18 protein-coding genes and 1 pseudogene are annotated in these 21,660 nt (G+C 59.9%); 5 read left to right on the top strand and 14 right to left on the bottom strand.

What is annotated here, in order from left to right:
* Positions 1-17 precede the first annotated feature (17 nt).
* From FQ192_RS26775 to tssJ, 6 genes are all read right to left on the bottom strand, one after another.
* Positions 18-1,955 carry a type VI secretion system Vgr family protein gene (locus FQ192_RS26775; RefSeq protein WP_149661212.1) on the bottom strand — a complete coding sequence of 646 codons (1,938 nt, stop codon included), beginning with the start codon at positions 1,953-1,955 and terminating at the stop codon, positions 18-20.
* A gap of 27 nt (positions 1,956-1,982) precedes the next feature.
* Entirely contained in the window at positions 1,983-2,240 is a 258-nt protein-coding gene (locus FQ192_RS26770) for a PAAR domain-containing protein (protein ID WP_149661211.1), read from the bottom strand.
* A 78-nt stretch (positions 2,241-2,318) separates the two neighbouring features.
* A complete protein-coding gene (locus tag FQ192_RS26765) occupies positions 2,319-2,831 on the bottom strand; it encodes an Hcp family type VI secretion system effector (protein WP_149661210.1) in 513 nt (170 codons plus the stop codon).
* A gap of 105 nt (positions 2,832-2,936) precedes the next feature.
* The gene (gene icmH / locus FQ192_RS26760; protein ID WP_149661209.1) at positions 2,937-3,785 is read right to left on the bottom strand and encodes a type IVB secretion system protein IcmH/DotU; all 849 of its coding nucleotides are present in this window, start codon (positions 3,783-3,785) and stop codon (positions 2,937-2,939) included.
* The gene (gene tssK / locus FQ192_RS26755; protein ID WP_149661208.1) at positions 3,778-5,124 is read right to left on the bottom strand and encodes a type VI secretion system baseplate subunit TssK; all 1,347 of its coding nucleotides are present in this window, start codon (positions 5,122-5,124) and stop codon (positions 3,778-3,780) included. The genes icmH and tssK overlap by 8 nt, the downstream gene beginning before the upstream one ends.
* A 37-nt stretch (positions 5,125-5,161) precedes the next feature.
* A complete protein-coding gene (gene tssJ / locus FQ192_RS26750) occupies positions 5,162-6,004 on the bottom strand; it encodes a type VI secretion system lipoprotein TssJ (protein ID WP_256672381.1) in 843 nt (280 codons plus the stop codon).
* A gap of 114 nt (positions 6,005-6,118) precedes the next feature.
* On the opposite strand from tssJ, the gene tssM reads away from it, so the two are divergent.
* Genes tssM through FQ192_RS34620 form a run of 3 tightly spaced genes read left to right on the top strand, consistent with a single transcriptional unit; the run spans position 6,119 to position 11,042 of the window.
* Positions 6,119-9,667, top strand: a complete 3,549-nt coding sequence (gene tssM, locus FQ192_RS26745) for a type VI secretion system membrane subunit TssM (protein WP_306108901.1) — start codon at positions 6,119-6,121, stop codon at positions 9,665-9,667.
* A gap of 51 nt (positions 9,668-9,718) precedes the next feature.
* Positions 9,719-10,408 (top strand): hypothetical protein, encoded by a 690-nt coding sequence (locus FQ192_RS34625; RefSeq protein ID WP_256672380.1) that lies wholly within the window; start codon positions 9,719-9,721, stop codon positions 10,406-10,408.
* A 13-nt stretch (positions 10,409-10,421) separates the two neighbouring features.
* The gene (locus FQ192_RS34620; protein WP_256672379.1) at positions 10,422-11,042 is read left to right on the top strand and encodes a hypothetical protein; all 621 of its coding nucleotides are present in this window, start codon (positions 10,422-10,424) and stop codon (positions 11,040-11,042) included.
* A gap of 247 nt (positions 11,043-11,289) precedes the next feature.
* Here the strand turns inward: FQ192_RS34620 and FQ192_RS26735 are convergent, their stop codons facing one another.
* The 4 genes from FQ192_RS26735 to FQ192_RS26720 form a co-directional block, all read right to left on the bottom strand.
* On the bottom strand, positions 11,290-13,131 hold the full coding sequence (locus tag FQ192_RS26735; protein WP_149661207.1) for a DAHL domain-containing protein: 1,842 nt from the start codon (positions 13,129-13,131) through the stop codon (positions 11,290-11,292).
* Positions 13,132-13,281: 150 nt separating this feature from the next.
* Positions 13,282-13,713, bottom strand: coding sequence for a hypothetical protein (locus FQ192_RS26730; protein ID WP_178129251.1), 432 nt, complete (start codon positions 13,711-13,713; stop codon positions 13,282-13,284).
* A gap of 97 nt (positions 13,714-13,810) precedes the next feature.
* Positions 13,811-14,584, bottom strand: a complete 774-nt coding sequence (locus tag FQ192_RS26725; protein ID WP_149661206.1) for an L-iditol 2-dehydrogenase — start codon at positions 14,582-14,584, stop codon at positions 13,811-13,813.
* A gap of 37 nt (positions 14,585-14,621) precedes the next feature.
* Positions 14,622-15,932: a sugar ABC transporter substrate-binding protein gene (locus FQ192_RS26720; RefSeq protein ID WP_149661205.1), complete on the bottom strand. Its 1,311-nt coding sequence runs from the start codon at positions 15,930-15,932 to the stop codon at positions 14,622-14,624.
* Positions 15,933-16,176: 244 nt separating this feature from the next.
* On the opposite strand from FQ192_RS26720, the gene FQ192_RS26715 reads away from it, so the two are divergent.
* A complete protein-coding gene (locus FQ192_RS26715; RefSeq protein WP_149661204.1) occupies positions 16,177-17,067 on the top strand; it encodes an AraC family transcriptional regulator in 891 nt (296 codons plus the stop codon).
* 93 nt (positions 17,068-17,160) lie between these two features.
* Here FQ192_RS26715 and FQ192_RS26710 read toward each other — a convergent pair.
* Both FQ192_RS26710 and FQ192_RS26705 read right to left on the bottom strand, forming a co-directional pair.
* A pseudogene (locus FQ192_RS26710) lies at positions 17,161-17,949 on the bottom strand (transporter substrate-binding domain-containing protein).
* A gap of 57 nt (positions 17,950-18,006) precedes the next feature.
* On the bottom strand, positions 18,007-18,978 hold the full coding sequence (locus FQ192_RS26705) for an NAD-dependent epimerase/dehydratase family protein (RefSeq protein ID WP_149661203.1): 972 nt from the start codon (positions 18,976-18,978) through the stop codon (positions 18,007-18,009).
* A gap of 90 nt (positions 18,979-19,068) precedes the next feature.
* Between FQ192_RS26705 and FQ192_RS26700 the strand changes: the two genes are divergently transcribed.
* Positions 19,069-19,959 carry a LysR family transcriptional regulator gene (locus FQ192_RS26700; protein WP_149661202.1) on the top strand — a complete coding sequence of 297 codons (891 nt, stop codon included), beginning with the start codon at positions 19,069-19,071 and terminating at the stop codon, positions 19,957-19,959.
* Here the strand turns inward: FQ192_RS26700 and FQ192_RS26695 are convergent.
* Positions 19,952-20,659, bottom strand: coding sequence for a cupin domain-containing protein (locus FQ192_RS26695; RefSeq protein WP_149661201.1), 708 nt, complete (start codon positions 20,657-20,659; stop codon positions 19,952-19,954). The two genes, FQ192_RS26700 and FQ192_RS26695, sit on opposite strands and share 8 nt — an antisense overlap.
* Positions 20,660-20,720: 61 nt before the next feature.
* Positions 20,721-21,566 (bottom strand): GNAT family N-acetyltransferase, encoded by an 846-nt coding sequence (locus tag FQ192_RS26690; RefSeq protein ID WP_149661200.1) that lies wholly within the window; start codon positions 21,564-21,566, stop codon positions 20,721-20,723.
* Between the last annotated feature and the right edge of the window lie 94 nt (positions 21,567-21,660).

Raw genomic sequence — 21,660 nt, 5'->3', positions numbered from 1 at the left:
AAGCCGTCCTTATGGGGTTATTCATGATTGAAGTAGCCGTCTACATCGCCCTGGATGTCCGCGCCACTGACGCCGTTCGCGCTGGTGCCGCAAGCCTTTCCACTCATGTTCAAATCGAGTTTTCCTGACAAGGTGTTGACCTTGCCGGCGTTCATTCCGGTGATGTTGAAGTTCTCGCAGGTGATGTTCAGGTCGCCGTTTTCGTTGAGCTCTATGACGGTCTTGCCGCATTCGAGGCGCAGCTGTTTGCCCACGCCGATGTAGTACTCGCCAGCGACGTGATCATTCTTGCCGCCGCCCACTTTCAAGGTGTCATTGGCCTTCACCACCCGCATGCGGGTGCGGCCGACGGTGATGGTTTCGTCTTGGCCGACCTGGCTGCTTCGGTCCGCGCCAATCGATTGGGTCTGGTTGTTTTTGACCACGGTGTTCTGGTCTTTCTGGGCATGGATGAATACTTCCTCCTGGCCCCGTTCATCCTCAAAGCGCAGCTCGTTGAAGCCTTCGCCCTTGTGGGTGCGGCTTTTGATGGTCATGCGCGTTTTGTGTTTGGGAAGCTCATACGGCGGCAGGTTGGTCTCGCGGTAAGTGCGGCCCGTGGCGATAGGCTGGTCGGGGTCGCCGTCGAGGTAGCTGATGATCAGTTCCTGGCCCACGCGGGGTATCGCCATCGCGCCCCAGGTCGCGCCGGCCCAGCCCTGAGCCACACGAATCCAGCACGAACTCTGATCGTTGTTTTTATCAGCGCGATCCCACGGGAACTGCATCTTGACCCGGCCCCATTCGTCGCAATAGATCTCCTCACCGGGCGGGCCGACCACCGTGGCGATCTGCGGGCCGTCGATGCAGGGTTTGTCGCGCAGCGGGGCTTTCCAGTCGGAGGTCCAGCGGATGGCGCTGGCTTTCAACGTGTAAGAGGTGCCGAGGCCGCTACCAAACGACTCTTCCTGCAGGCTGGTGTGCTGCTTGCCTTCGTGGCTGATGGCGATGGTGCGCCAACGGTCATTGAAGTCTTCGCGCGGGTGCTCGCACAGATCAAAGGCCAGCCCCGGTTGCAGGCGCGCATCGTCGCCTTCCAGATGGGCCAGCTTGGCGTCGTTGCGCAGGGCGGCCAGGCGGGTTTTGGTGAAGGGTTTGCCGGCGATATCACGCTTGTAGCGGCCGGGGTAGTCGTAGCGTTCGTAATCTTTATGTTGATTATTCAGGTCCTGGTCACCGGTGGCGGTGTGCTGCTGGTTATAGCGTGGGTGGGTGAAGGTGTAGTCGCGCTGCACCTGTACGGCGGTGCGCACTTGCTCGGTGTAGTGGAAGCGGTTCAAGGCCGGCTCTTTGGAATCACCGCCACCCATGGGCTGATAAATCACTGGGCAATCGGTGTGGGTGCCGATGGTGCCCAGGCCGCCGACGCGGTCGGTGAGGACGAGGGTGTGGCCGTCGGCGCGGTGTTCGAAGGTGTAGAGCAGGCCTTCCTCGGCGGCGAGGCGGGCGATGAAATCGAGGTCGGTTTCGCCGGCTTGTACGCAGTATTCGCGGGGTTGGTGTTCGAAGCAGATTTCGCTGCGCAGGTCGGTCAGCTTTTGCTCGGTGAGGACGCTAGTGATGATGTCGGGCACAGTCTGGCCCTGGAAGATGCGCCAGTTGGAGCGCAGGTCGAAGCGGGCCAGGGTCGGTTCGAGCACGGCGGTGTAGCGGGTGCGGCGAAAGCCGGTGTCGCCCTGCTGAAACAGACTTACCAGACCGTGGACATAACGCACCGGAGTCTCGCCGCGCCAGAGGGTGAACAGCGCAGCCAGGTCGAGCAGGCGATTGAAGTCAATGGCGGCGTTGTGGCTGACCAGCTCCAGTTCAAGCTTGAAGGGTTGAGAGAGACCTTCTTCGAGGGTGAACGAGACCACTTCGAAGGGATCGCCCTTCAAGGGCTCAAAGGTGAAACGCAGGTCGCTTTGGCGGGGCATGGAGCCTCCCAGTCGAGTGTGTGGGTGTCAGTCGATCAACCAACTGCTATCACCGTTTTCCAGTTCGCCATCGTGGTCGGTGGTGTCGCCGACGCGGGCTACAGGTTGTCCGTTGATGGTCATGGAGGGCGCGCCGCTGGTGATCACAGCACCGCAGCCGAGGGTGTCGCCGACACGGGCGACGGCGCTGCCGTTGACGTTGAAACTCGGCGATCCACTGTCCACGGTGGTCGGTCCACACAAGGGGCAATCATGGTCGTGTCCGACCAGAACGACGGCGGGCATAGCGCCTCCTGATTCAATTCAAATGAGTAAACATTCCGCCGCGCAGCGACCTGCACGGCGGAACGTCCCGGTTGCTGGTTAAGCCGGTTTACGCCAGTCATCCGAAGCTTCGGTGCCGGCTACCACATGGCTCCAGCTGACCTTGCGATAAGCCAGGCTGGTCTTGATCAACTGGCTGTAGTTGGCGTTGTCGCTGTCCTGTGCGTGAGGCAGCACGGTATGGATCTCGACGACGGTGGCGTCCTCGAGCTTGGTGGTGAAGAAGTGTTCCTGTTTGCCGTCGCCCGAGGTGCGGAACCACTTGACCTCGACGGTCGGCAGCATTTCGCCGGTGGCCAGGGCCTGGTAGAGCATGGGTGAGGCTTTGCTCAGGGCGCTGGTGAAGATCAGCGGTTTATGCACGCGCTGACCGGCCGGCTGGCCACTTTGCGGGTCAGTGGGCGTGGTGATCTGATGATCGATTTCCTGTGCAAGGATTTCGTCCTCGTGGCCTTCCACATAGACGTTGCCCACCGAATCAGAGGTGAATGCACCCTTGGTGATATGGCCCTGGTTTTGGCCGTGGATGCTGATGTACGCAGGTGTTGGCATGACATGCTCCTTGTCGCGAGTGTTTGAGCGACCCGTGGGGGCGCGGGTTATGGCCGACATAGCCATGGCTTTGCAGGTGCTCGGGATGAGCACGCTGAAAATCGGTTACAGGTTGAGAATCCGCTCCAGGGACACCAGCACTTCCTGAGTGATGGCGTTCAGGCGGATCGAGTAGATCGTGTAGGCGCAGGCCAGCACAGCGGCGGCCAATGCCCAAGGCGTCCACAACGGCCAGGCGCGTTTGATCCGGTAGTTGCGCGGCGCGACGTTGCTCAGCGGGTCGGTCAGGCGTTTGGGCGTTTCACCGCGTAGCGGGCGAAGCACGCTGTGCAGTTGGTTGATGATCTTTTGTATTTCGTCATCGCCCTTGGCCTGGTTACCGTACTTGCCCCTGAGGCCGGAGATCAGGCATTGGTACATGAACTCCAACGCGTGCTGGTATTTGGCGGCTTCAGTGCTCATGCGGGTCAGCACCGTGAAGAATTTTTCGCCACCCCAGGTTTCTTCATGAAATTGGCTAAGTAATGAGCGCGCACTCCAGGTTGAGGATTTGCCCCAGGAGGTGCTCATGACCACCTCATCCAGCAACAGACAGAGGCTGTAGGAGTAGGCCTTGAGCGTGCCGGGGTCGTAGTCGAGCTGACTGACTTCTTCCATGATCGTGGTGATCTGGTTGCTGACGCTTTGGTACAGCGCGGGCACGTCGTTGTGTCGGTCCAAACGACGCAGGCGGATGACCAGACCAATCAGCGGCGTGGCGGCATCGCACAGTGGGTTCCAGGCGAGGCCGCGCATGTCGAATTCGGGGTCTGCAAGTAGTGTTTCGGGTTTGGGCGCGGTCTGTTCCTCAACGACATCTGACCCTGTGCTGGTTGTGGCCCGTTGCAAATAGCTGAAGATCCGGTTGCTGTCGTCCGCTGGCGGCGAGGCTTCGGTGGGTAGGGACTCACTCATCTTTCTCACTCCTGATCGCCCAGAACTGCAGCTCCAGCTCCGGGAATTCGCCGGCGATATGGAAACCAAACCCGCTGCCGCTGCTCAGGCTCTCCCAGGTGGGGTGATGGCGGTCGAGTTCGAAGTAGCTGAAGCCGGCATGGAACGGCAGGTGCCGTGGCGCCACCGGCAGCGGCATCAGTGGAATGCCCGGCAATTGCAAGCTGACCAGTTGCTCCAAGCCTTCGGTGGAGCTGATCTTGATCTGCTTTGGCAGTTGCTGACGCAGGCTCTCCGCTGGCAGTTCGGCCCGCACGGCGAGGATGAATTCGGCGTTGTCCAGCAGGCGTCTGTCGTTCAACGCAGCGGTGCGTACGCCGTACTGCTGCTCGACGATCGGCAGCGACACCGCACGCGGTTGCAGCACGGTGCCCAGGGCGCGGCGCAGGGTGTGCTCCAAAAGTTGGAAGGACTCGCGCAGGTTGTCGTGCTGGTAGGCCGGATATTCCTGGGGCAGGTGACCTTCATCGGTAAAGGTCACCAGTTCGCCGCAGGCCTGGGCCAGTGCGATGTAAAGCCGTTCCGGGTGGACTTGGCGTTGGCGGGCCAGGTGCTGGAACAACGGGAACAAACGATTGAGGGTTTGCAGCAGGTTGAAGTCGGTGACATCGGCCACGCCCGACTGCCCTGGTGAGCCAATACGCTGAGCCAGGTTCTTGGCCCGCTCGCGCATCAGCCCGGCCACTTCACCCAGGTAGCGGTGCAATGCCGGCACGGCTTGCAAGGACAGGCTGGTGGGGTAGAAATGCTCGTCCATCACCAGGCTGCCATCCGGGCGCTTGTCTTTGATCCTGCCGATGGCGATGCCGGTGAAGGCGCTGCGGTCACTGCGTTCGAGCATCAGTTGCAGGTTGGGCACGGCCAAGTCCATGCCCACTTGGTCGCCGTCATCACTGTGGGTATCACGGATTTCTTCGCGCCGGACGATGTAGCGGCTGTTGCCGTAGCGGTCGGGCCAACGCACTTCGAGGGCGCCGTTGGACCGCAACGGCAGGGCCAGGTAGACGATCTGGTTGACCGCGCTGCTGTCGGCGATCTCCAGTGGGGCGGGCGGCGCCAGGTCACGGGGAATATCAAAGACACTGCCGTCGGGCATGATTCCACACGCCTTGGTAAGGGCGACCTTGCCGAAGCTCAAATATTCGCTGTTCAACTCCAGCTCGCTGAAGCCGTAGAGGGCGTCGTTCAGGCTGTGCAGGCGCTGGTGCACAGCGGCTTCGGCGGCGCGGGCCTGTTGCTGGAAGTGTTGGGGTTTGACGAACAAACCTTCATGCCAGATGACGGGGTTGCGTGAACTCATCAGTAATTACTCTGCGCAAAAGCGGCTGAAAATGACGTCATCGGGTTTCCCCTTTGAGGCTGACCTGCTCGGCGTCCAACTGGACCAGCACGGCGTACTGCCGGCCCTTGGGCTCGACGCGCAGACGCTGTTTCCACTGGCCGACGTCGGTGCTGTGGTAGTTGGCGATCACCGCGATAAATCGGGTGTCCTCGTCCAGAGGGCGCAGGTCGACGAACTTGAATTGGCCGGGCTGGAGCAGGTAGTCGTCGGCGCGGATATAGGTACTGCCCAAGGTCTTCTTCAGGTCCTCTGCCATGGCCTGGGGGCTGGCGTTGACCAGCAGCGAGTCGTCGGTCAGTTGCAAGACCTTGAAGGCGATCGGCGTGGCGACGTGCTGCAGCGCCGGGTTGCCCCATGGCGTGGTCAGGCTGACGCCTTGGGCGTCGTATTGGCCCAACAGCGTGTCTTCGAGGGGCGACATCGGCACCACAGGCTCGGGTTCCAATGTCAGCGGCGACTGGGCGGGTACGTTTTCGTAAAGGTGGTTGAGCAGGGTTTGCACTTTGTCCGTCAGTGCTTGCGGGTTGCTCGCCTGAACGTTGAGGGTGTAGGGCGCACGGCTTGCATCTTCATCCGTTGCTGTGCCGGTGCTGATCAGGCGCGGGTTAACGTGGTCGCTGGCGTGCAGGCTCAGGGAGTAACGGCTGGGCTGATCGTTGGGGCCGCCGACCGGAATCGACGGGGTCCAGATCACTTGGCCAACTTTGCCGAGCATGGTGCAGCCGCCGAGGGTGAGGCAGGCCAGCAATAAGGTGCCCAGGCGCAGGTTGCTGAGCAGGCTGACGGGGTTCTTGGGTGCAGCCGTGCAAATGTCGGCCAGAGGTTTTGGTGGTTCCACCTCATTCATCGCTCGCAGCGGGTCGCCTTGCTCCGTCAAATTCACGGGTTGGCAAAGGCGTTCGAACTCCGGGCAAGCAGCAGGTCGCGGATCGGGTAGGGGTAGGCTCGGAAAATCCCCATCTGGTGGCTGGGCCCGCAGTGGGTTTGGCGTGAGCATCAGCCGCTGAGCGAGTTGGCGATGCGCGTCTCGGCCAGCGTCGTGGTGTTGGTGGTGCCGTTGCTGATCTGGGCATGGCGGGTGCGTAATCGTTACCAGCGGCTGCAGCTTGAACGCCAACATGAGGCCGCGGTGCAAGCCGACCCTTGTCTGCCCTATGTCGAGGCGCAGGAACGGGCGCTGGACCGCAGCCTGGGCAATTTGCTGAACAACATGGAGCGCCGCCGTTCGCTCTACCAACTGCCGTGGTACCTGGTGTTGGGCGAGGAAAATGCCGGCAAAACCAGCCTGATCACCCGCTCCAACCAGAGCTTTGCCTTGTCCCATGTGACCAAGGCCAGTGTCAGGTCGAACCAGGAAGAGCAACTGGCCTACCCGGTGGATTGGTGGATCGGTGACGAGGCGGTGTTGATCGACCCGCCGGGTGAGTTCCTCAGTCACCCGGAGCCAACGGCAGATAACACCGAGTACCAGGGCGCGACCCAAGGCAAGGTCAAACCGATATTGCCCGAAGGCACTCACCCACGGCTATGGCAGCACCTGCTCGACTGGCTGGCGCGCAACCGCAGCCGTCGGGCACTCAACGGGGTTGTGTTGGTGGTCGATGTGCAGGCCTTGTTGGCGCAACGTCCCGAACAACGCAAGGCCCACGCCAACCTGCTGCGCACCCGGCTGTTTGAGTTGACACGGCAATTGGGCACGCGCTTGCCGGTGTACGTGACGCTGAGCAAGTTAGACCTGCTGGAAGGCTTCGAAGAGTTCTTCGCCCGGTTGTCGCGCAGTGGGCGCGAAGACCTGCTGGGCTTCACCTTCAGCCTGGACGCGGTGGATGACTTTGATGTCTGGTTGGCGGAACTGACGCGCCAATACCAAACCTTTGTCGTCTGCCTCAACGAGCAGATTTTCGACGGTGTCAGGACGTCATCTGGTCTGACCGAACGCGATCGCTTGCAGGCGCTGGTGCATCAGATGGCAGGCCTGCGCCCGGCACTGTTCGGCTTCCTGAGCGAAATGCTCGGCAGCGATCGTTTCACCACCCCGGCGCTGGTGCGCGGGCTGTATTTCGCCTCGGTCTTGCAGCAAGGCACCCTGAGTAATGCCTTCGTCAAAGAAGCGGGGCAGGCGTATCAACTTCCGCCACCGCCGCCGGAGGTCAAGCCTACCGGTGGCTCGGCGATCTACTTTGCCCAGCAACTGTTCCAGCGAGTGATCTACCCCGAAGCGGGCCTGGCCGGCGACAACATCAAGGTGGCCCGCAACAAGCGGCGGCTGCTGATCGCGGGGTTCAGTGTCGCGTCCTTGGGCGTTTTGGTGGTCATCGGGACTTGGCAGTTTTACTTCAACATCAACCGCGACAAAGCAGCCAGCGTCCTGGCCAAGAGTCAGGAGTTCAGTGGGCGGGACATCGATGCCAAGGTCGACACCACTGGCCGTAACCTGCTGGTACCGCTGGACCAGATCCGCGATGCGGTGCTGGTGTACGGTGACTATCGCGAGGCGTGGCCGTTGCTGTCGGATATGGGGCTGTATCAGGGGAGGGCAATTGGCCCGACGGTGGATGAGGCCTATCTGAATCTACTGTCCAAACGCTTTCTGCCGGCGATTGCCAGCGGTGTGCTGGACGCCATCAACGCCGCGCCCGCCGGCAGTAATCAGCAACTGGCGGCCTTGCGCGTTTACCGCATGCTTGAAGAACGGCAAAACCGCCGCCCGGCCATCGTCGAGGAGTGGGTTGCCAAACAGTGGCAGCGGGCCTATCCAGGGCAGGGCCAATTACAGGCCGATCTGATGGGGCACCTGGGCTACGCGCTGAAATACGCCGACGCCGATTTGCCGCACTACCGTGAGCGCATTGCCCAAGTGCAACAACAATTACGCCAGTTGCCTATGGCTGAACGGGTCTACATGAGCCTGAAACAGGATGCCCAAGAGCGTTTGCACCGCCCGCTGGACCTGCGCACCGAGGTCGGTCCGGCGTTCGACATCGTCTACAGTTCGTTGAGCACCGATCAAGAGGGGAGCGGCTTGAGGGTGGCACCGCTGCTCACCGCCAAGGGCTTCAGGGACTATTTCGAGCCTGGCACCAAGGGCATCATCGAACTGGCGATGATCGACCAATGGGTGCTCGGCGAGCGACAACGTCTGGACTACTCTGACGAAGATCGCAAAGTACTGACCCAGCGGGTCCGTGCGTTATACAGCGCCGACTACGTCGACAGCTGGCGACGTGCGCTGAATCAGTTCGCGATCACCGACTTCGACGACCTCAGCCACGGCGTGGCCGTGCTGGAGCAAATCACTGGCCCGGCCGCCCCTCTGCGGCGTCTGCTGGAAACTCTGCGCGACAATAGCGTGATCTACCCGTCGGAGCCCTTGGTCGAAGGGCAGGCACCGCTGACGTTGGACAAGGTGTCGGACGGTCAGCAACAAGCAGTTGGCATCCGGCGGGCGTTCGCCAGTCTGGCCGAGCTGATCACCGCGCGAGGCGAACAGCCGTCCTATTACGAAGAAACCCTGCGCTCGGTGAGTGCCGTCTACGACTACGCCAAAGCAGTGCACGACAATCCCGACCCCGGCAAGGCGGCGCTGAAAACCGTACTTAACCGCTTCTCCCTGGGCGGTGCCGACCCGATTGCCAACCTGCAACGTGTCGCCGTGGGCCTGCCCGAACCACTGAGCCAGCAGGTCAAAAAACTCGCCGACCAGACCTCGCAGGTACTGGTGATTGCCGCTTTGCGCGAGCTGGAAAAACGCTGGGACAGTGAAATTTATAGCTTCTATCGCGACCGCCTGGCAGGCCGTTACCCGTTCAAGGTCAGCGGCGAGGACGCCTCGCTGGAAGACTTCGAAGCCTTCTTCGGCCCGCAGGGGCGTCTGCAGCAGTTCCACGATCAATACCTGAACGTGTTCCTCAAAGACAATCTCGACGCGCTGTACTCCGACAGCCTCGGCGGCTACTTGGTACGTAGCGACGTACTGGAACAACTCAAGAAGGTCGAGCGTATCCGCGACACCTTCTTCAATCATCGCGGCCACCTGGCCGTACAACTCACCATCGAACCCTTGGCCCTGAGCGCGACCCGCCTGAGCAGCATGCTCAGCGTCGACGGCCAATTGATCCCTTACCAGCACGGCGCGCCGCAACGCACGGGAGTGGTGTGGCCCAACAGCCTGGGCAACACCAATGGCAGCCAATTGACCCTGGTGCACAGCACCGGCAACACCGCCAGCCTGAGCTATCGCGGGCCGTGGTCGTTGTTCCGGCTACTTAGTCGCGGGCATCTCAATGGCAGGACCGACACCAGTGTGGACCTGACCTTTGCCGTCGCCGATGGGTTGATGCGTTATCGGATTGGGGCGGAGAAGGCTAACAACCCGATCACCCAGCGCAGTTTTGAAGGGTTTGTGTTGCCCAGGACGTTGTTAGAGGAACGTCGATCAAAGAAAACCATAAATAAGGTTGAGGGTGTCGCCGCAACAGCGTTCAGCGAAGAGCGTAACTAATTCAGCGAATGCCGGACACAAAGTAACCACCAGCAAAACAGGAGCGTTTAAATGGCAATCAAGCTACAAATGTTGACTGAAGACCCACAGGAAATTGAGTTGATTGAGCGTTACTGGGCAGTCGATGAGTTAGGGCGATACCTCGAAAAAGTGAGTGATCTTGGGGGCCTGATTGAAATGGCTCAGGGCGTTTCACTGGCCAGCTTTATAAGGCAACGTTGCAACGCGTTCGATGAAAATCAGGTCTGTCCCAAGTGCGCAGAACTGATCGAAATCAGATATCGCTCCGAGGCAAAGAAGGTCCCTCCGCGATCCCCTAAACTTGGTACCCTCTGTCAGAAAGACCAGGGCGCAGTTGCGCTTGATGCTGAAAAGACGAAAGCCGCAGAGCTTGAACGGCAGTTGGCCGAATACGCCCGTAAACAGTCAGCCCGAACGGTGGACTACTCAGAGATACCGGACAATCAGGTGCTCCTGCTGTTGGCGTTAGACAGGGCTATAACGCCGAGATTGACCAATGGCGGCTTCACGATAGGTGACTGCCGAGGACTTGCGCCTCGGTACGTCGGTGATTTTGTGCTGCAATTGCGTGAGGCTGGATTGGTTCTTGATGATCCCGGTAAAGCAAGGCCGGGCACCTACTATTGGGAGGGCGATGAGATCTGGATGTTGAGGGAACAGGTGGTCTATTGTTTGGCATCCAGATGCCGCGTCAAGGAGTGCGGACGAGATCATCCGTAGCCTGTTGAATAGGGTGTACACAGATGCTGAAGGGATTTTCAACCTGTGGCTTGATTACTCAGTCGCAGATGTCATGCGCTATCTGGGTACCCAATGCGAGCTCTACAACCATGATTTGTCGGAACAAGAACTGGAGGAAATTAAAAGTACGATGCGCTCTGCATTGGAAACCTACAGCGTTTCACAACTCTGGTCGGTGGTCTGGAAGGTCGTCAGAGACGCCGCAAGTTTAGCCAATCGCGAGTACTACAACCGTCCCAAAGCGGCTGCGACCATTCCTGGGAAGATTCGGCGGAACCTTGAGAAGGTGCAGCGCGAGTCGATTGAGCTCAAGGCATGGAGCCGCCCGGAGCAGCATCCCGCAGGTACATTGGGTATGGTGTTGGGAGAAATTTTGGGTGTTGATGAAAATACCTCAGGCCATCTGGTGTCCTCCGTTGTGACCTGGTTCACCGGACAGGCATGTTCACCAACGGTCGAAGCAGAGCTTCACGAGCCTGTGCGAGAGCTGATGACCATCGCGCTGGCGCATGACATAGGGTCCACAGTTATGCTTCGGTTTGCGGAACTGATTCGTGCGGGTCATGACGTTGGTTTCGCTATTGAGGAAATTGGTGACGCGCTTCGGTCGTGACGGTGGTAGGGCAACTTCAGGGAATGAAGAGTTGGGGAGCAGGTGTCAGCCTACATACGGCCATGTCCAGCAGCATGGTCGGTTGGCCGGCGGCTCAAGCTGAACGAGCCTTCTTCAAGATGAGGAGGCGGGGTCGGCGTTTTGGTATCGATGGTCATCGTGGTCTTTGGGGGGGCGGGAGACGCCAAGCGTTCGGCGAACATTGTCCCCTCATCGGCAGAAGGCCGCACATTGAAACGGCGGTGGCTCAATCCGGCACGCTTATTCTCTCTCCCGTCGCCGGTTGTTCACTGCCCGGGTTGTCGGCCAGTTCCAGTGGAATTTCCAGGCTGAACACGGCGCCCAGGTCCGGCCCGTCGCTCTGGACATTCAGGTGTCCATTCATCTCAACCGCCGCGAGTGCGCAGCTGTGCAGGCCAAAGCCATGGCCTTCCTTGCGTGTGGTGAAACCGTGATTAAAGATGCGCGACAGGTTCTCGGCGACGATGCCTTCGCCCTGATCCTTGACGCTGAAGCGCAGTGTTGAATGCTCGGTAACACTGACGCTCAAGGTCATTTCCCGCTGCTGCTCGGTGACCGTGGACATCGCGTATTTGGCGTTGCTGATCAGGTTGATCAGGATCAACAGCAGCCGGTGTTTGTCGCCAATGATGGTCGGGACATCCTGGTAGTCCTTGATCACCGTGACATGGTGGCGGCTCAAGGCGCCGGAGTTCATGCGCAGCGCATCTTCGAACAGATTGATCACGTTCAGCGGCTCGACCACGCGGGCCGCGCCGGCGTAGGCCTGCTGGGTGGACACGATGTCCTTGATGTGATCGATGCTCTTGGTCAGTTGCTCCAGCTCTTCGACGATGTCCGATTGTTCGACCGCAATGGAATCGACCAGTTGGTTGAAATACAGGGGCAGCAGTTTGCCTTTTTCATCGTGAGTGATGAACTGTCCCAGGTCTTCGGGATGATCGTTCATCATTTTCACTGCTTTACCCAAGCCCAGTGTCTTGCTGGTCGACAGCCGGCGTGCGATCACATCGGCGGAGACGTTGACGCTGTTCAACACGTTGCCGACGTTGTGCAGCACGTTGGTGGCGATCTCCGCCATACCGGCCATTCGGGCGGCATCCACCAGTTCGCGCTCGGCCTCGATCAGCTCTCGCGTCCGTTCCTCGACCCGTTGTTCAAGTCGCTCGTTTGCCGTTTGCAGCTCGCCGTTGATTTTATTGATCACGGTATAACTGCGAATCAAGCGCGCGGTCAGGTAGACCAACAGTAAAGCCAGGATGCTGGCGCAGATGGCCAGGTAGATATGGTATTGGCGGTCCTGGGCTTCCGTGCGCCGCTGGGTTTCGTTCAGCAACTCATTGATGCTGTCCAACTGCTGGGCGACGGGGATCACATTAATTCGGTCGAGCAAGTCATTGACGATGGGTTGCTCGCGCATGATTGCGTTCACATGAGCGACGAAGGTGTTGAAAGGCGGCAGGCGTTCAGAAGGGAGCTGACTCATGTATTGGTTGAGTACGCCCAATTGGTCGTCAATTTCCTTGGCTTTATCACTGGAGGCATACAGGGCGTATTCGAGGGTGCTTAATGAGAGATTCAATATATTTGAAGAGCGGGTCAGGAATTCCAACGGTTGTTGGGCATTGATATCTTTGAGCAAGCCTTGAATGGTGTTTTCGACATCGGGCAAGGCGTCAAGGGCCGCACGCAGTACCGTGTTGTGCTGTTTAAATTGATCAACCAGCAGCGTCTTGTTTTGCACCGCGTCCAGGTAGCCCTGGCGGCGTACTTTCCATAAAGCCGCCAGCGGGCCGGAGTTGTTCAGTTTGTCCAGTTGGTCCCACCGGTTGCCGGATTCGGCGGGTGCTCCCAGCAGCAAGCTGCTATTGATGCCGATTTTTGCCCTGAGGATCTTGACCCCCCAATTGGCATCCAACTGCTTTAATTGACGAACGAAGTCGCGGGATTCGAAATAGGTCGACGTTTCATAGGAGTACGACTTGAACAGCAGGAATATCAACGCCGCAAACGTGGTGAGGGCGATGGCCGAAAAAGTGATCCATTTATAACTACTGCGAATTTGCATAATGTTCTTCCGCTCCCTGAAAGTTGAAACACAGACATCATGCAAATATCAACGTACCCGGATTCTAGTCGTACGCTGGAAAACTGCTTACAAAAACGCCACTCAATGGAGTGGCGTTTTTATTGGCGTGGAACCTGTGTGCAATGAGGTTCAGCCGGCAACTTGTTGCTGCAATTGCAGATTCCCGTCCACGTCCTTGACCAGCCCACTGGCCAGGAACAGCGGCTGCAAGCGTTTGTGCAGTTGCGGCTCGACAAACTCTTTGACGGTCGCCAGCGCCAGGCTGCCGTAAACCTCCAGCTCCACTTTGGTATACGACAGCCAGGCCTTCTTCAGCGCCATCAGCACATCGCTACCGGCGGTGGAGGCGAAGCGGCGGTTGAGCACTTGTCCTTCCAGGTTGAAGGTGTGTTGGTACTCATAACCGGTCTCGTCACCTTTGCTGTCGACGCAGCGGATGCAGGTGCATTGACCCTCGCCGAAGGCTGCGAGCAGATAAGCGTTGAAGTCCACGACAGGCTTGAGCCCCAGGCGTTTATCGACTTCGAACAGATCCCCGGTCATTTTTTCTTCAGTACTCAACGTTCATTCCCTCACAGTCATACGGTGTATTTCACAGCGCTGCACAATACGCGAAAAGACGATGCCAGGCTCAATTAGCGCCTCTCGCGGTGAGTCCTCAACTCATCCAATTGCCGCCATCCACGTTATAGGTCTGCGCCACGATGTAGTCGCTCTCGGCCGATGCCAGAAAAATCGCCATTCCCACCAAGTCTTCCGCGGTCGCCATGCGCCCAAGCGGCACTGCCTCGCCCACCCGTCTTTTCTTTTCTCCGATCGGTCGATTTTCGTATTTGGCGAACAGCGCATCGACGCCGTCCCAATGCTCGCCGTCAACCACGCCGGGGGCGATGGCATTCACATTTATCTTGTGTTTGATCAGGTCAAGGCCTGCCGATTGCGTGAGGCTGATCACCGCAGCTTTGGTCGCGCAGTAAATCGCGACCAGCGCTTCACCCCGACGACCCGCCTGGCTGGCCATGTTGATGATCTTGCCGCCATGGCCCTGGGCGATCATTTGCCGCGCGGCGGCTTGCAGGGTAAACAGCGTGCCGGCCACATTGATCGAGAACAGGCGTTCGTAGCTGTCGCGGGAGATCTCGGTGATCGGCGCGAGATCGAACAGCGCCGCGTTGTTGATCAGGATATCGAGCTTGCCGACTTTCGCGACCACCGCTGCGATGGCATCGTCTATCGAGGCCTGATTGGTAACGTCCATCTCGACCGCATAGGCCTGCGGGCCCAGCTCGGCGGCCGTGGCTTGCGCCCGTTCCAGGTTGATGTCGGCAATTGCCACGGTCGCGCCTTCGTGGATATAGGCTTGGGCGAAGGCCCGGCCGATGCCTCTGGCCGAACCGGTAATGAGGGTGCTTTTTCCTTCCAGACGTTTCATTTTTTTCATCCGTTCGTTAAGGCTGAATGTCGTGGCGTTATTTGGGATACCCGGCGCGCTTCATTTCACGCTCGGTGCTCTGCTGGGCGTTGGCCAACGCTTGCTCCACCGACATCTGCCCGGTCAGCGCCGCGGACAATTGCTTGCCGACCGAGGTGCCGATGGCCTGGAACTCGGGAATGGTCACGTACTGGATGCCGACGTAGGGCACCGGCTGCATGGACGGGTGCGCGGGGTCGGCGTTCTGCATCATTTGCAACGTGACTTTGGCGAAGGGGGCGGCCTGCAAATAGGCATCGCTGTAGGTGGACATCCGCGTACCCGGCGGCACGTTGCTGATGCCGTCCTTCTGCGCGACCAGCTGGATGTATTCCTTGGAAGTGGCCCAGGTCACAAAGGCCTTGGCGGCGTCTTTGTGTTTGGAACTGGTGGGAATCGCCAGTGACCAGGCATACAGCCAGGACGAGCCCTTGTCCGTGACTTGCGTCGGTGCTGCAACGAAGCCAACCTTGTCCGCGACATTGCTCTGGGTCTTGTCCGTGATAAAGGAGCCAGCGACGCTGGCATCGACCCACATCGCGCACTTGCCGCTGTTGAACAGCGCCAGGGTTTCGTTGAAGCCGTTGCTCGACACCCCGGGCGGGCCGAAGCGCTTGAGCGTATCGACGTAGAAATTGGCGGCGGCAGTCCACTCGGGACCGGTGAGTTGCGGTTGCCATTTCTCGTCGAACCAACGCGCGCCAAAGGCATTGGCCATGGTCGACAGCAGCGCGATGTTCTCCCCCCAACCGGCCTTGCCCCGCAGGCACATGCCGTATTGCTCTTTGTCAGGATGGTGCAGCTTGCCGGCGAACTCACCGAGCTGGGTCCAGGTCGGGTGCTCGGGCATGCTCAGCCCGGCGTCCTTGAACAGGTCGCTGCGGTAATAAGTGACGGTGCTTTCGCCATAGAACGGCAGGGCGTAGAGCGTGTCGTTGAGCGAAAGCCCCTGGCGCACCGAAGGGAAGATGTCCTCGACGTCATAGCCGGCGGGCAGGTCATTCATAGGCTCCAGCCAGTTTTTCGCGGCCCATAACGGCGTTTCGTAAGTGCCGATGGTCAGCACGTCGAACTGCCCACCTTGCGTGGCGATGTCGGTGGTCAGGCGCTGGCGCAGGACATTTTCTTCCAGCACCACCCAATTGAGCTTGATCTGCGGATGCGCGGCCTCGAAGGTTTTCGACAGCTTTTGCATGCGGATCATGTCGCTGTTGTTGACGGTGGCGATGGTGACGGTATCGGCAGCCTGGGCGAGCAGGGCGCAGGAAAAACCGGCGGACAGCAACAGCGCGTGGGGCAATAGCTTCATGGTGTTCTCCGCTCTGCGGCGTGGGCAGCAGAATCTTTTATTGTTGTAATCTGGGATGGCGCAGCGATTACACCAGCTCCCCAAGGCCCTCACAAATCAACGGCACACGCCCCACTGATACTTTTTTAACCGCACGCGCCGGCGGCAAAAAAGTATCAGTGGTCGCCGATCATTGCGCTAGGCAACCCACACGCCTTAGTGTGAATCTTGCTTGACCGACAAGAATAAGAAGGACGCGATAGTGATGAGCCAGTACGCCACCGCGGACAAACAGCCCGCGCTCGAAGTCATCCTCAACGAGCCGCAGCACAGTTTTCGCTGGTATCAGCATGACTATCCGTTCGACCTGGCGCGCTGGAATCATCATCCCGAGTTCGAAATTCACTTGATCCGCGAAGGCAGTGGTCGGCTGTTGGCGGGTGATTACATCGGCCTGTTCGAAGCCGGGCATGTGGCGCTGATCGGACCGGGCCTGCCCCACGACTGGATCAGTGATCTAGGCAAAGGCGAGGTGATCGTGGGGCGTGACGTGGTGTTGCAGTTCGATGGTCAGGCAATGATGCAATTGCGCAACCTGGTCCCGGAGCTCAATGAGCTGCAAAGCCTGTTCCGGCAAGCAGCCCGGGGGATCGAGTTCAGCGGCGGGACCCGCAAGAAGGCCGCCGAGCTTCTGGAACAGATCGGCCAGAGCCAGGGGTTTGAACGGTTGTGCCTGTTCCTGTCGTTGCTGCAACTGCTGGCCTCGGCGCCCGACAGCCAACGAAAAACCCTCGCCAGCCTGCAATATGCGCCGATGCTTGATGCCCTGACGGCCCAGCGCATGAGCATCGTGTTCGACTACATCCTCAACGACCTCGCCGACGAACTGCGCCTGTCCGTCATCGCCCAGCGCCTGGACATGAGCGAACCGGCGTTCTCCAAATTCTTCAAACGGGCGACCGGCCACACTTTCGTCGACCTGACCCGCAAACTGCGGGTCCAGCGGGCCTGTCGCTTGCTAGCGCAGAGCAGCCTCAGCGTTGCCAACATCTGCTTCGAAGTGGGTTATGCCAACCTGTCGAATTTCAATCGGCACTTCCGCCATGAAATGCAGGAGACGCCGAGTGAGTATCGGCAGCGGTTGCAGGCCGGTTAAAGAAGATCGGACGCGACCGCAACGCAAGCTTCATGACCTGTGGCGAGGGGGCTGCCCCCTCGCCACAAAAGCCCCTAAACCATAAGAGCATGATTATTGGCCAGGGTTTGCCAACCACTCGCCAACCACTTTCTGATAATTCCCAGTCACCTTGCTCAGATGCAACCACTGATCAACATACTGCTTCTACGCCACGTCATCCCGCGGCAGCAGATAAGCCTTCTCGCCATACTGGAAATACTGGCTCGGGTTCACCGCACACAACCCAGGCTTGAGTTTCTGCTGATACAGCGCCTCGGACGCATCGGTAATCATCACGTCGGCTTTCTTGTCCAGCAGCGCCTGGAACAGCGTCACATTGTCGTGCAGCAGCAACTGCGCCTTGGGCAGGAAGGCATGGACAAACGCTTCATTGGTGCCACCGGCCGGTTCAATCAGCCGCACTGCCGGCTGGTTGATCTGCTCGATGGTCTGGTAACGCGCCTGATCTTCGCAGCGCACCAACGGGACCTTGCCATCGACATCCAGCGTGCTGCTGAAGAACGCTTTTTTCTGCCGCTCCAGCGTGACCGAAATCCCGCCCATCGCGATGTCGCATTTGCCCGCGAGCAGGTCGGGCATCAGGGTCTTCCAGGTGGTTTGCTCCCATTTCACCTTGGCGCCCAGGCTGTCAGCCAGCGAGCGGGCCATCGCGATGTCGATGCCTTCGTACTCGCCGTTTTCAGCTTTGTAGGTGTAGGGCTTGTAGTCCCCGGTGGTACAGACCGTCAGCACGCCTTGCTGCATGACGCTGTCCAGGTGCGATGGGGTTTCCTGTGCCTGCACGCCCCAAGGCAGGGCGAGCAATCCACAGAAGAGCAGTGTGTGTTTTTTGTTGTTCATCGGTTCGGCGCTCACTTTCAAATCCTATGAGAGGTGCGCCGAGTATCGCTGAAAATTTCAATGGTTGGGGAGGGAAAGGCAGCCCAGACCTTGCAGGGTGGCTTCGACCGCTTGCTCCAACGGTGTGTGCGGCTCGGTCCCGAGCACCGCCAGCAAACGGCTGTTGTCCATGCGCAGCGGGGTTTGCCACAGGTAGCGCATCTCCAACAGTTCACGCAGGGTGGTCATGAACGGCGAGACCAGCCGCGCCAGCCACCACGGATAGGCGCGCAGTTTCGCCTGCCCGCCATTACGTTCGACACAGCGCGCGATGGCGCTGGCGATCTGCGTGCCATCGGCGTCCCAATGCCCGTCCATATGGAAGGTAGAGAAGGACGCCAATTGCTCCCGACGGTTGAGCAATTGCACGACGGTCTGCGCGACATCCGGTAAATACGACCACTGATGGCCAACGCCGGGATCGCTCGGCAAATTGATGCGTTTCACCGCTTGCCCAGGCTTGATCATCCCTTGGGAAAACCAACTGTTGCCGGCCTGCGGACCAAAGAAATCGCCAGCGCGCAGCACAATCGCCCGCGCGCCTTTTTGCGTTGCGGCGAGCAAGCGTTGTTCGAGCTGGACGCGGATCTGGCCTTTGCGGGTCAGTGGGTGCTGCGGTGAATCCTCGGTCAACAGCGGGAAGGCGTCCGGGCCGAAGTTGTAGACCGTGCCGGGCAACACCACCGTGGCGCCTTCCTTCAGCGCGGCGGCGATGGTGTTGTCGATCATCGGCAGCACCCATTCATTCCAGCGACGATAGCCGGGTGGATTGACCCCGTGGATCAGCACGCTGCAACCCTGCGCGGCGCGCATCACGTCCTCGCGGTTCAGCGCATCGCCACGCAGATAGAGAATGCCCTCGCGGGTTTCACTGCTTTGCGCGAGGCCGCGTTGCAGCGCCTGGACCTGCCATCCCGCGTCGCGCAACTGACGCGCCACTTCACCGCCGATGCCGCCTGTTGCACCCAATACCAGAACTTTCTGCGCCATATCACGTTCTCCACAATTGAAATCCATTTTGGCGCCAGGCGCGGAATGAAAGAAATTGCGGAATATCAACCACTATCTATACATTTATGTATGACTAAAAATATCGGTTGGGAACTCTATCGAAGCTTTCTGGCGGTGCTGACCCATGGCTCGCTGTCGGCGGCTGCGCGGGCGCTGGGCATTACCCAGCCCACGGTGGGTCGCCACGTTGCCGAACTGGAAGCCTCGTTTAAACAGACGTTATTCACGCGCTCAAGGACCGGCTTGATGCCGACCGAAGCCGCGTTGACCTTGCGCAGTTACGCCGAGGCCATGCACAGCAACGCGGCGGCGCTGGAGCGGGCAATGGCCGGGCAGGGCCAAACCACTGGCGGCACCGTGCGCATTACCGCCAGCGAAGTGATTGCCGTGGAAGTGTTGCCGCTGGCGATGGCACGACTGCGTCAGGCGCATCCGCAACTCACTATTGAACTGGTGGCCACCAACCGCGTGCAGGATTTGTTGCAACGCGAGGCCGACATCGCGGTGCGCATGACCGCACCGAAACAGGAGCAACTCATCGCTCGCAGTGTCGGTCACGTCAAGGTCGGGCTACACGCCCGGGTCGACTATCTGCAGCAGTTCGGCACGCCGGCACTGCCGGCCGATCTGGTTGGGCACACCATGATCGGCTTCGACACGGAGACACCGTTCCTGCGCGCCGCCAGCAAACAAGTGCCCGGCTGGAGCCGTGAAGGCTTTGCCCTGCGCAGCGACAGCGACCTGGCGCAACTGGCCCTGATTCGGGCGGGCGCTGGCATTGGTTTTTGCCAGTCGGCCGTGGCCAGGCGCGACGCGAATCTGGTGCAGGTATTACCCGAACACCTGACCTTCCAGCTGGACGCCTGGGTCACCATGCACGAAGACCTGCGCAACAGCCCTCGCTGCAAGGTGGTGTTTGACGCCTTGGTCCAGTGTCTGCTGGCGCATACCGCTATTTGACCGCATATACCTTGCGCACATAGCGCGAGCTTTTCCACGCGCAGGGCGCACCTTGCGGCACGAACACGCTGTCGCCGGGGTTGACTGTCACGCTTGCGCCGTCGGGCGCAAGCAACGTCACGCTGCCTTCGAGCAAGTGCATCAGTTCATTGAGCTTGTGCGCACGGCCATGACGTTCGTAAGGCGTCGAGTCCCAGACGCCGACGCGCAGATCGGTCGCCTCGTCTTCAAAGGCGTTGCGTGACCGGCATTGCGGCGTCGGGCCGATCAGGATTTGCGCTTGCGGTGCTGCCGAAGGCGAGAGCATTGCCAGTGGATCAAGCAGGGTCAGGCCTGGCGTCGGCACGGCGGTGGTCATGGCACAAAACGCCCATTGCGTAGCCGCGTGCGCTTCGATCCGCAGCGTGGTCCCGCGACCGATCACCGCGCTGGCTCCCACGCCCAGTTCCAACGTCTGGTCCGGGGTTTTCAGCTGCACATGGCCGGCGTGGACCACGAGCACTTCGGTGTGCGGAAAATCCTCGATATCCAGTACTTCGCCGGTTTCCACAAGACCTGCAGATATGCCGTCATTACCGGACCAGGCGACCCGGCGAGTCTCCATAAACGGATCGGTCGCACTCAACGGCAGCGTTTTGAACGGCGTGACAACGCGGCTGCCGTCGGCGCGCGCCAACAGCAGAACGGTAGGTTGGGACATACGAGTGACGCTCCATACAAATAAAGGTGTGGGGTGACGTGGGTTCGATCAGGCCGAGCGATCAGCCGATGGCTTGGGTGACCACGGCAAACTGGAGCACACCGTCGGCCGCTTGCGGCGGGGTGCCACGGGCCATTTGTGCGACGGTGTCGATCTGTTTGAGGCCGGCGGTTTCCAGCCAGTCGCTCAGGCCGTTGTCCGCCGGAATGTCGATGCGTACGAAGGTGTCCGGGACCTGGGCCAACAACGTTGCGATCAGGTGTTGGGCCTGCTCCAGGTTTTCTGCAACCACCGGGCCGACGCCGCGACCACGGCCGTAGGGACGCAGCATGGCGAAGGCGCGCACCTGGCCGTCACGCTCGATGACCACGGCGTGCTCGATGACATCGAACAGATCGCTGAGCACGGCGTGTCGATCCATTCCGGTGCTGGTGTTGGCCAGTTTCAGCACTCGGGCCTTATCGGCGTCACGCAGTGAGCGACAGGTTTCACCGTCAGCCAGCGGCGCAGGAGCGGGTGCTTGCGCCAGTCCTTGATGCTGCTCAATCCGCCCGAATTCCACAAAGCCCTGACTGACATACAGCGGCGCACCGGCGAGGGTCGCGTTCAATACTGGCGTGCGATTCTGGCAAGCATCCAGTGCCTGCTCCATCAACTGGCGACCGATGCCTTTGCCTTGATAGTCGTCGCTGACAATCACCAGGCCAATGGTGGCGAAATCCCCTTGAGGGCAGGTGAACGCCGTGCCGATCAGACGCTCGCCATCCAGCGCGACAAAGCCTTCGCTGATGCGCAGCACCATGGCCCAATCGTCCAGCCGATGGGGCCATTTCAGTTGCACGGACAAGGCATGGGCCGCCGGGAGATCGGCAGCAGTCATCGGGCGATAAACGTAAGGGGCGGGCATGGCGAGTCTCCGTTAGCGGCCGGTTTCCCGGCGTGATGGTGCTTGTATCCCATCTGCGTAAACGCCTGACAAGAGGGCTCGGAACATTCGGCAG

The sequence above is a fragment of the Pseudomonas sp. ANT_J12 genome (assembly GCF_008370045.1).
GTDB lineage: Bacteria > Pseudomonadota > Gammaproteobacteria > Pseudomonadales > Pseudomonadaceae > Aquipseudomonas.
Note: the sequence above shows the minus strand (reverse complement) of the source record. Positions and strands in the feature narration are given on the sequence as shown.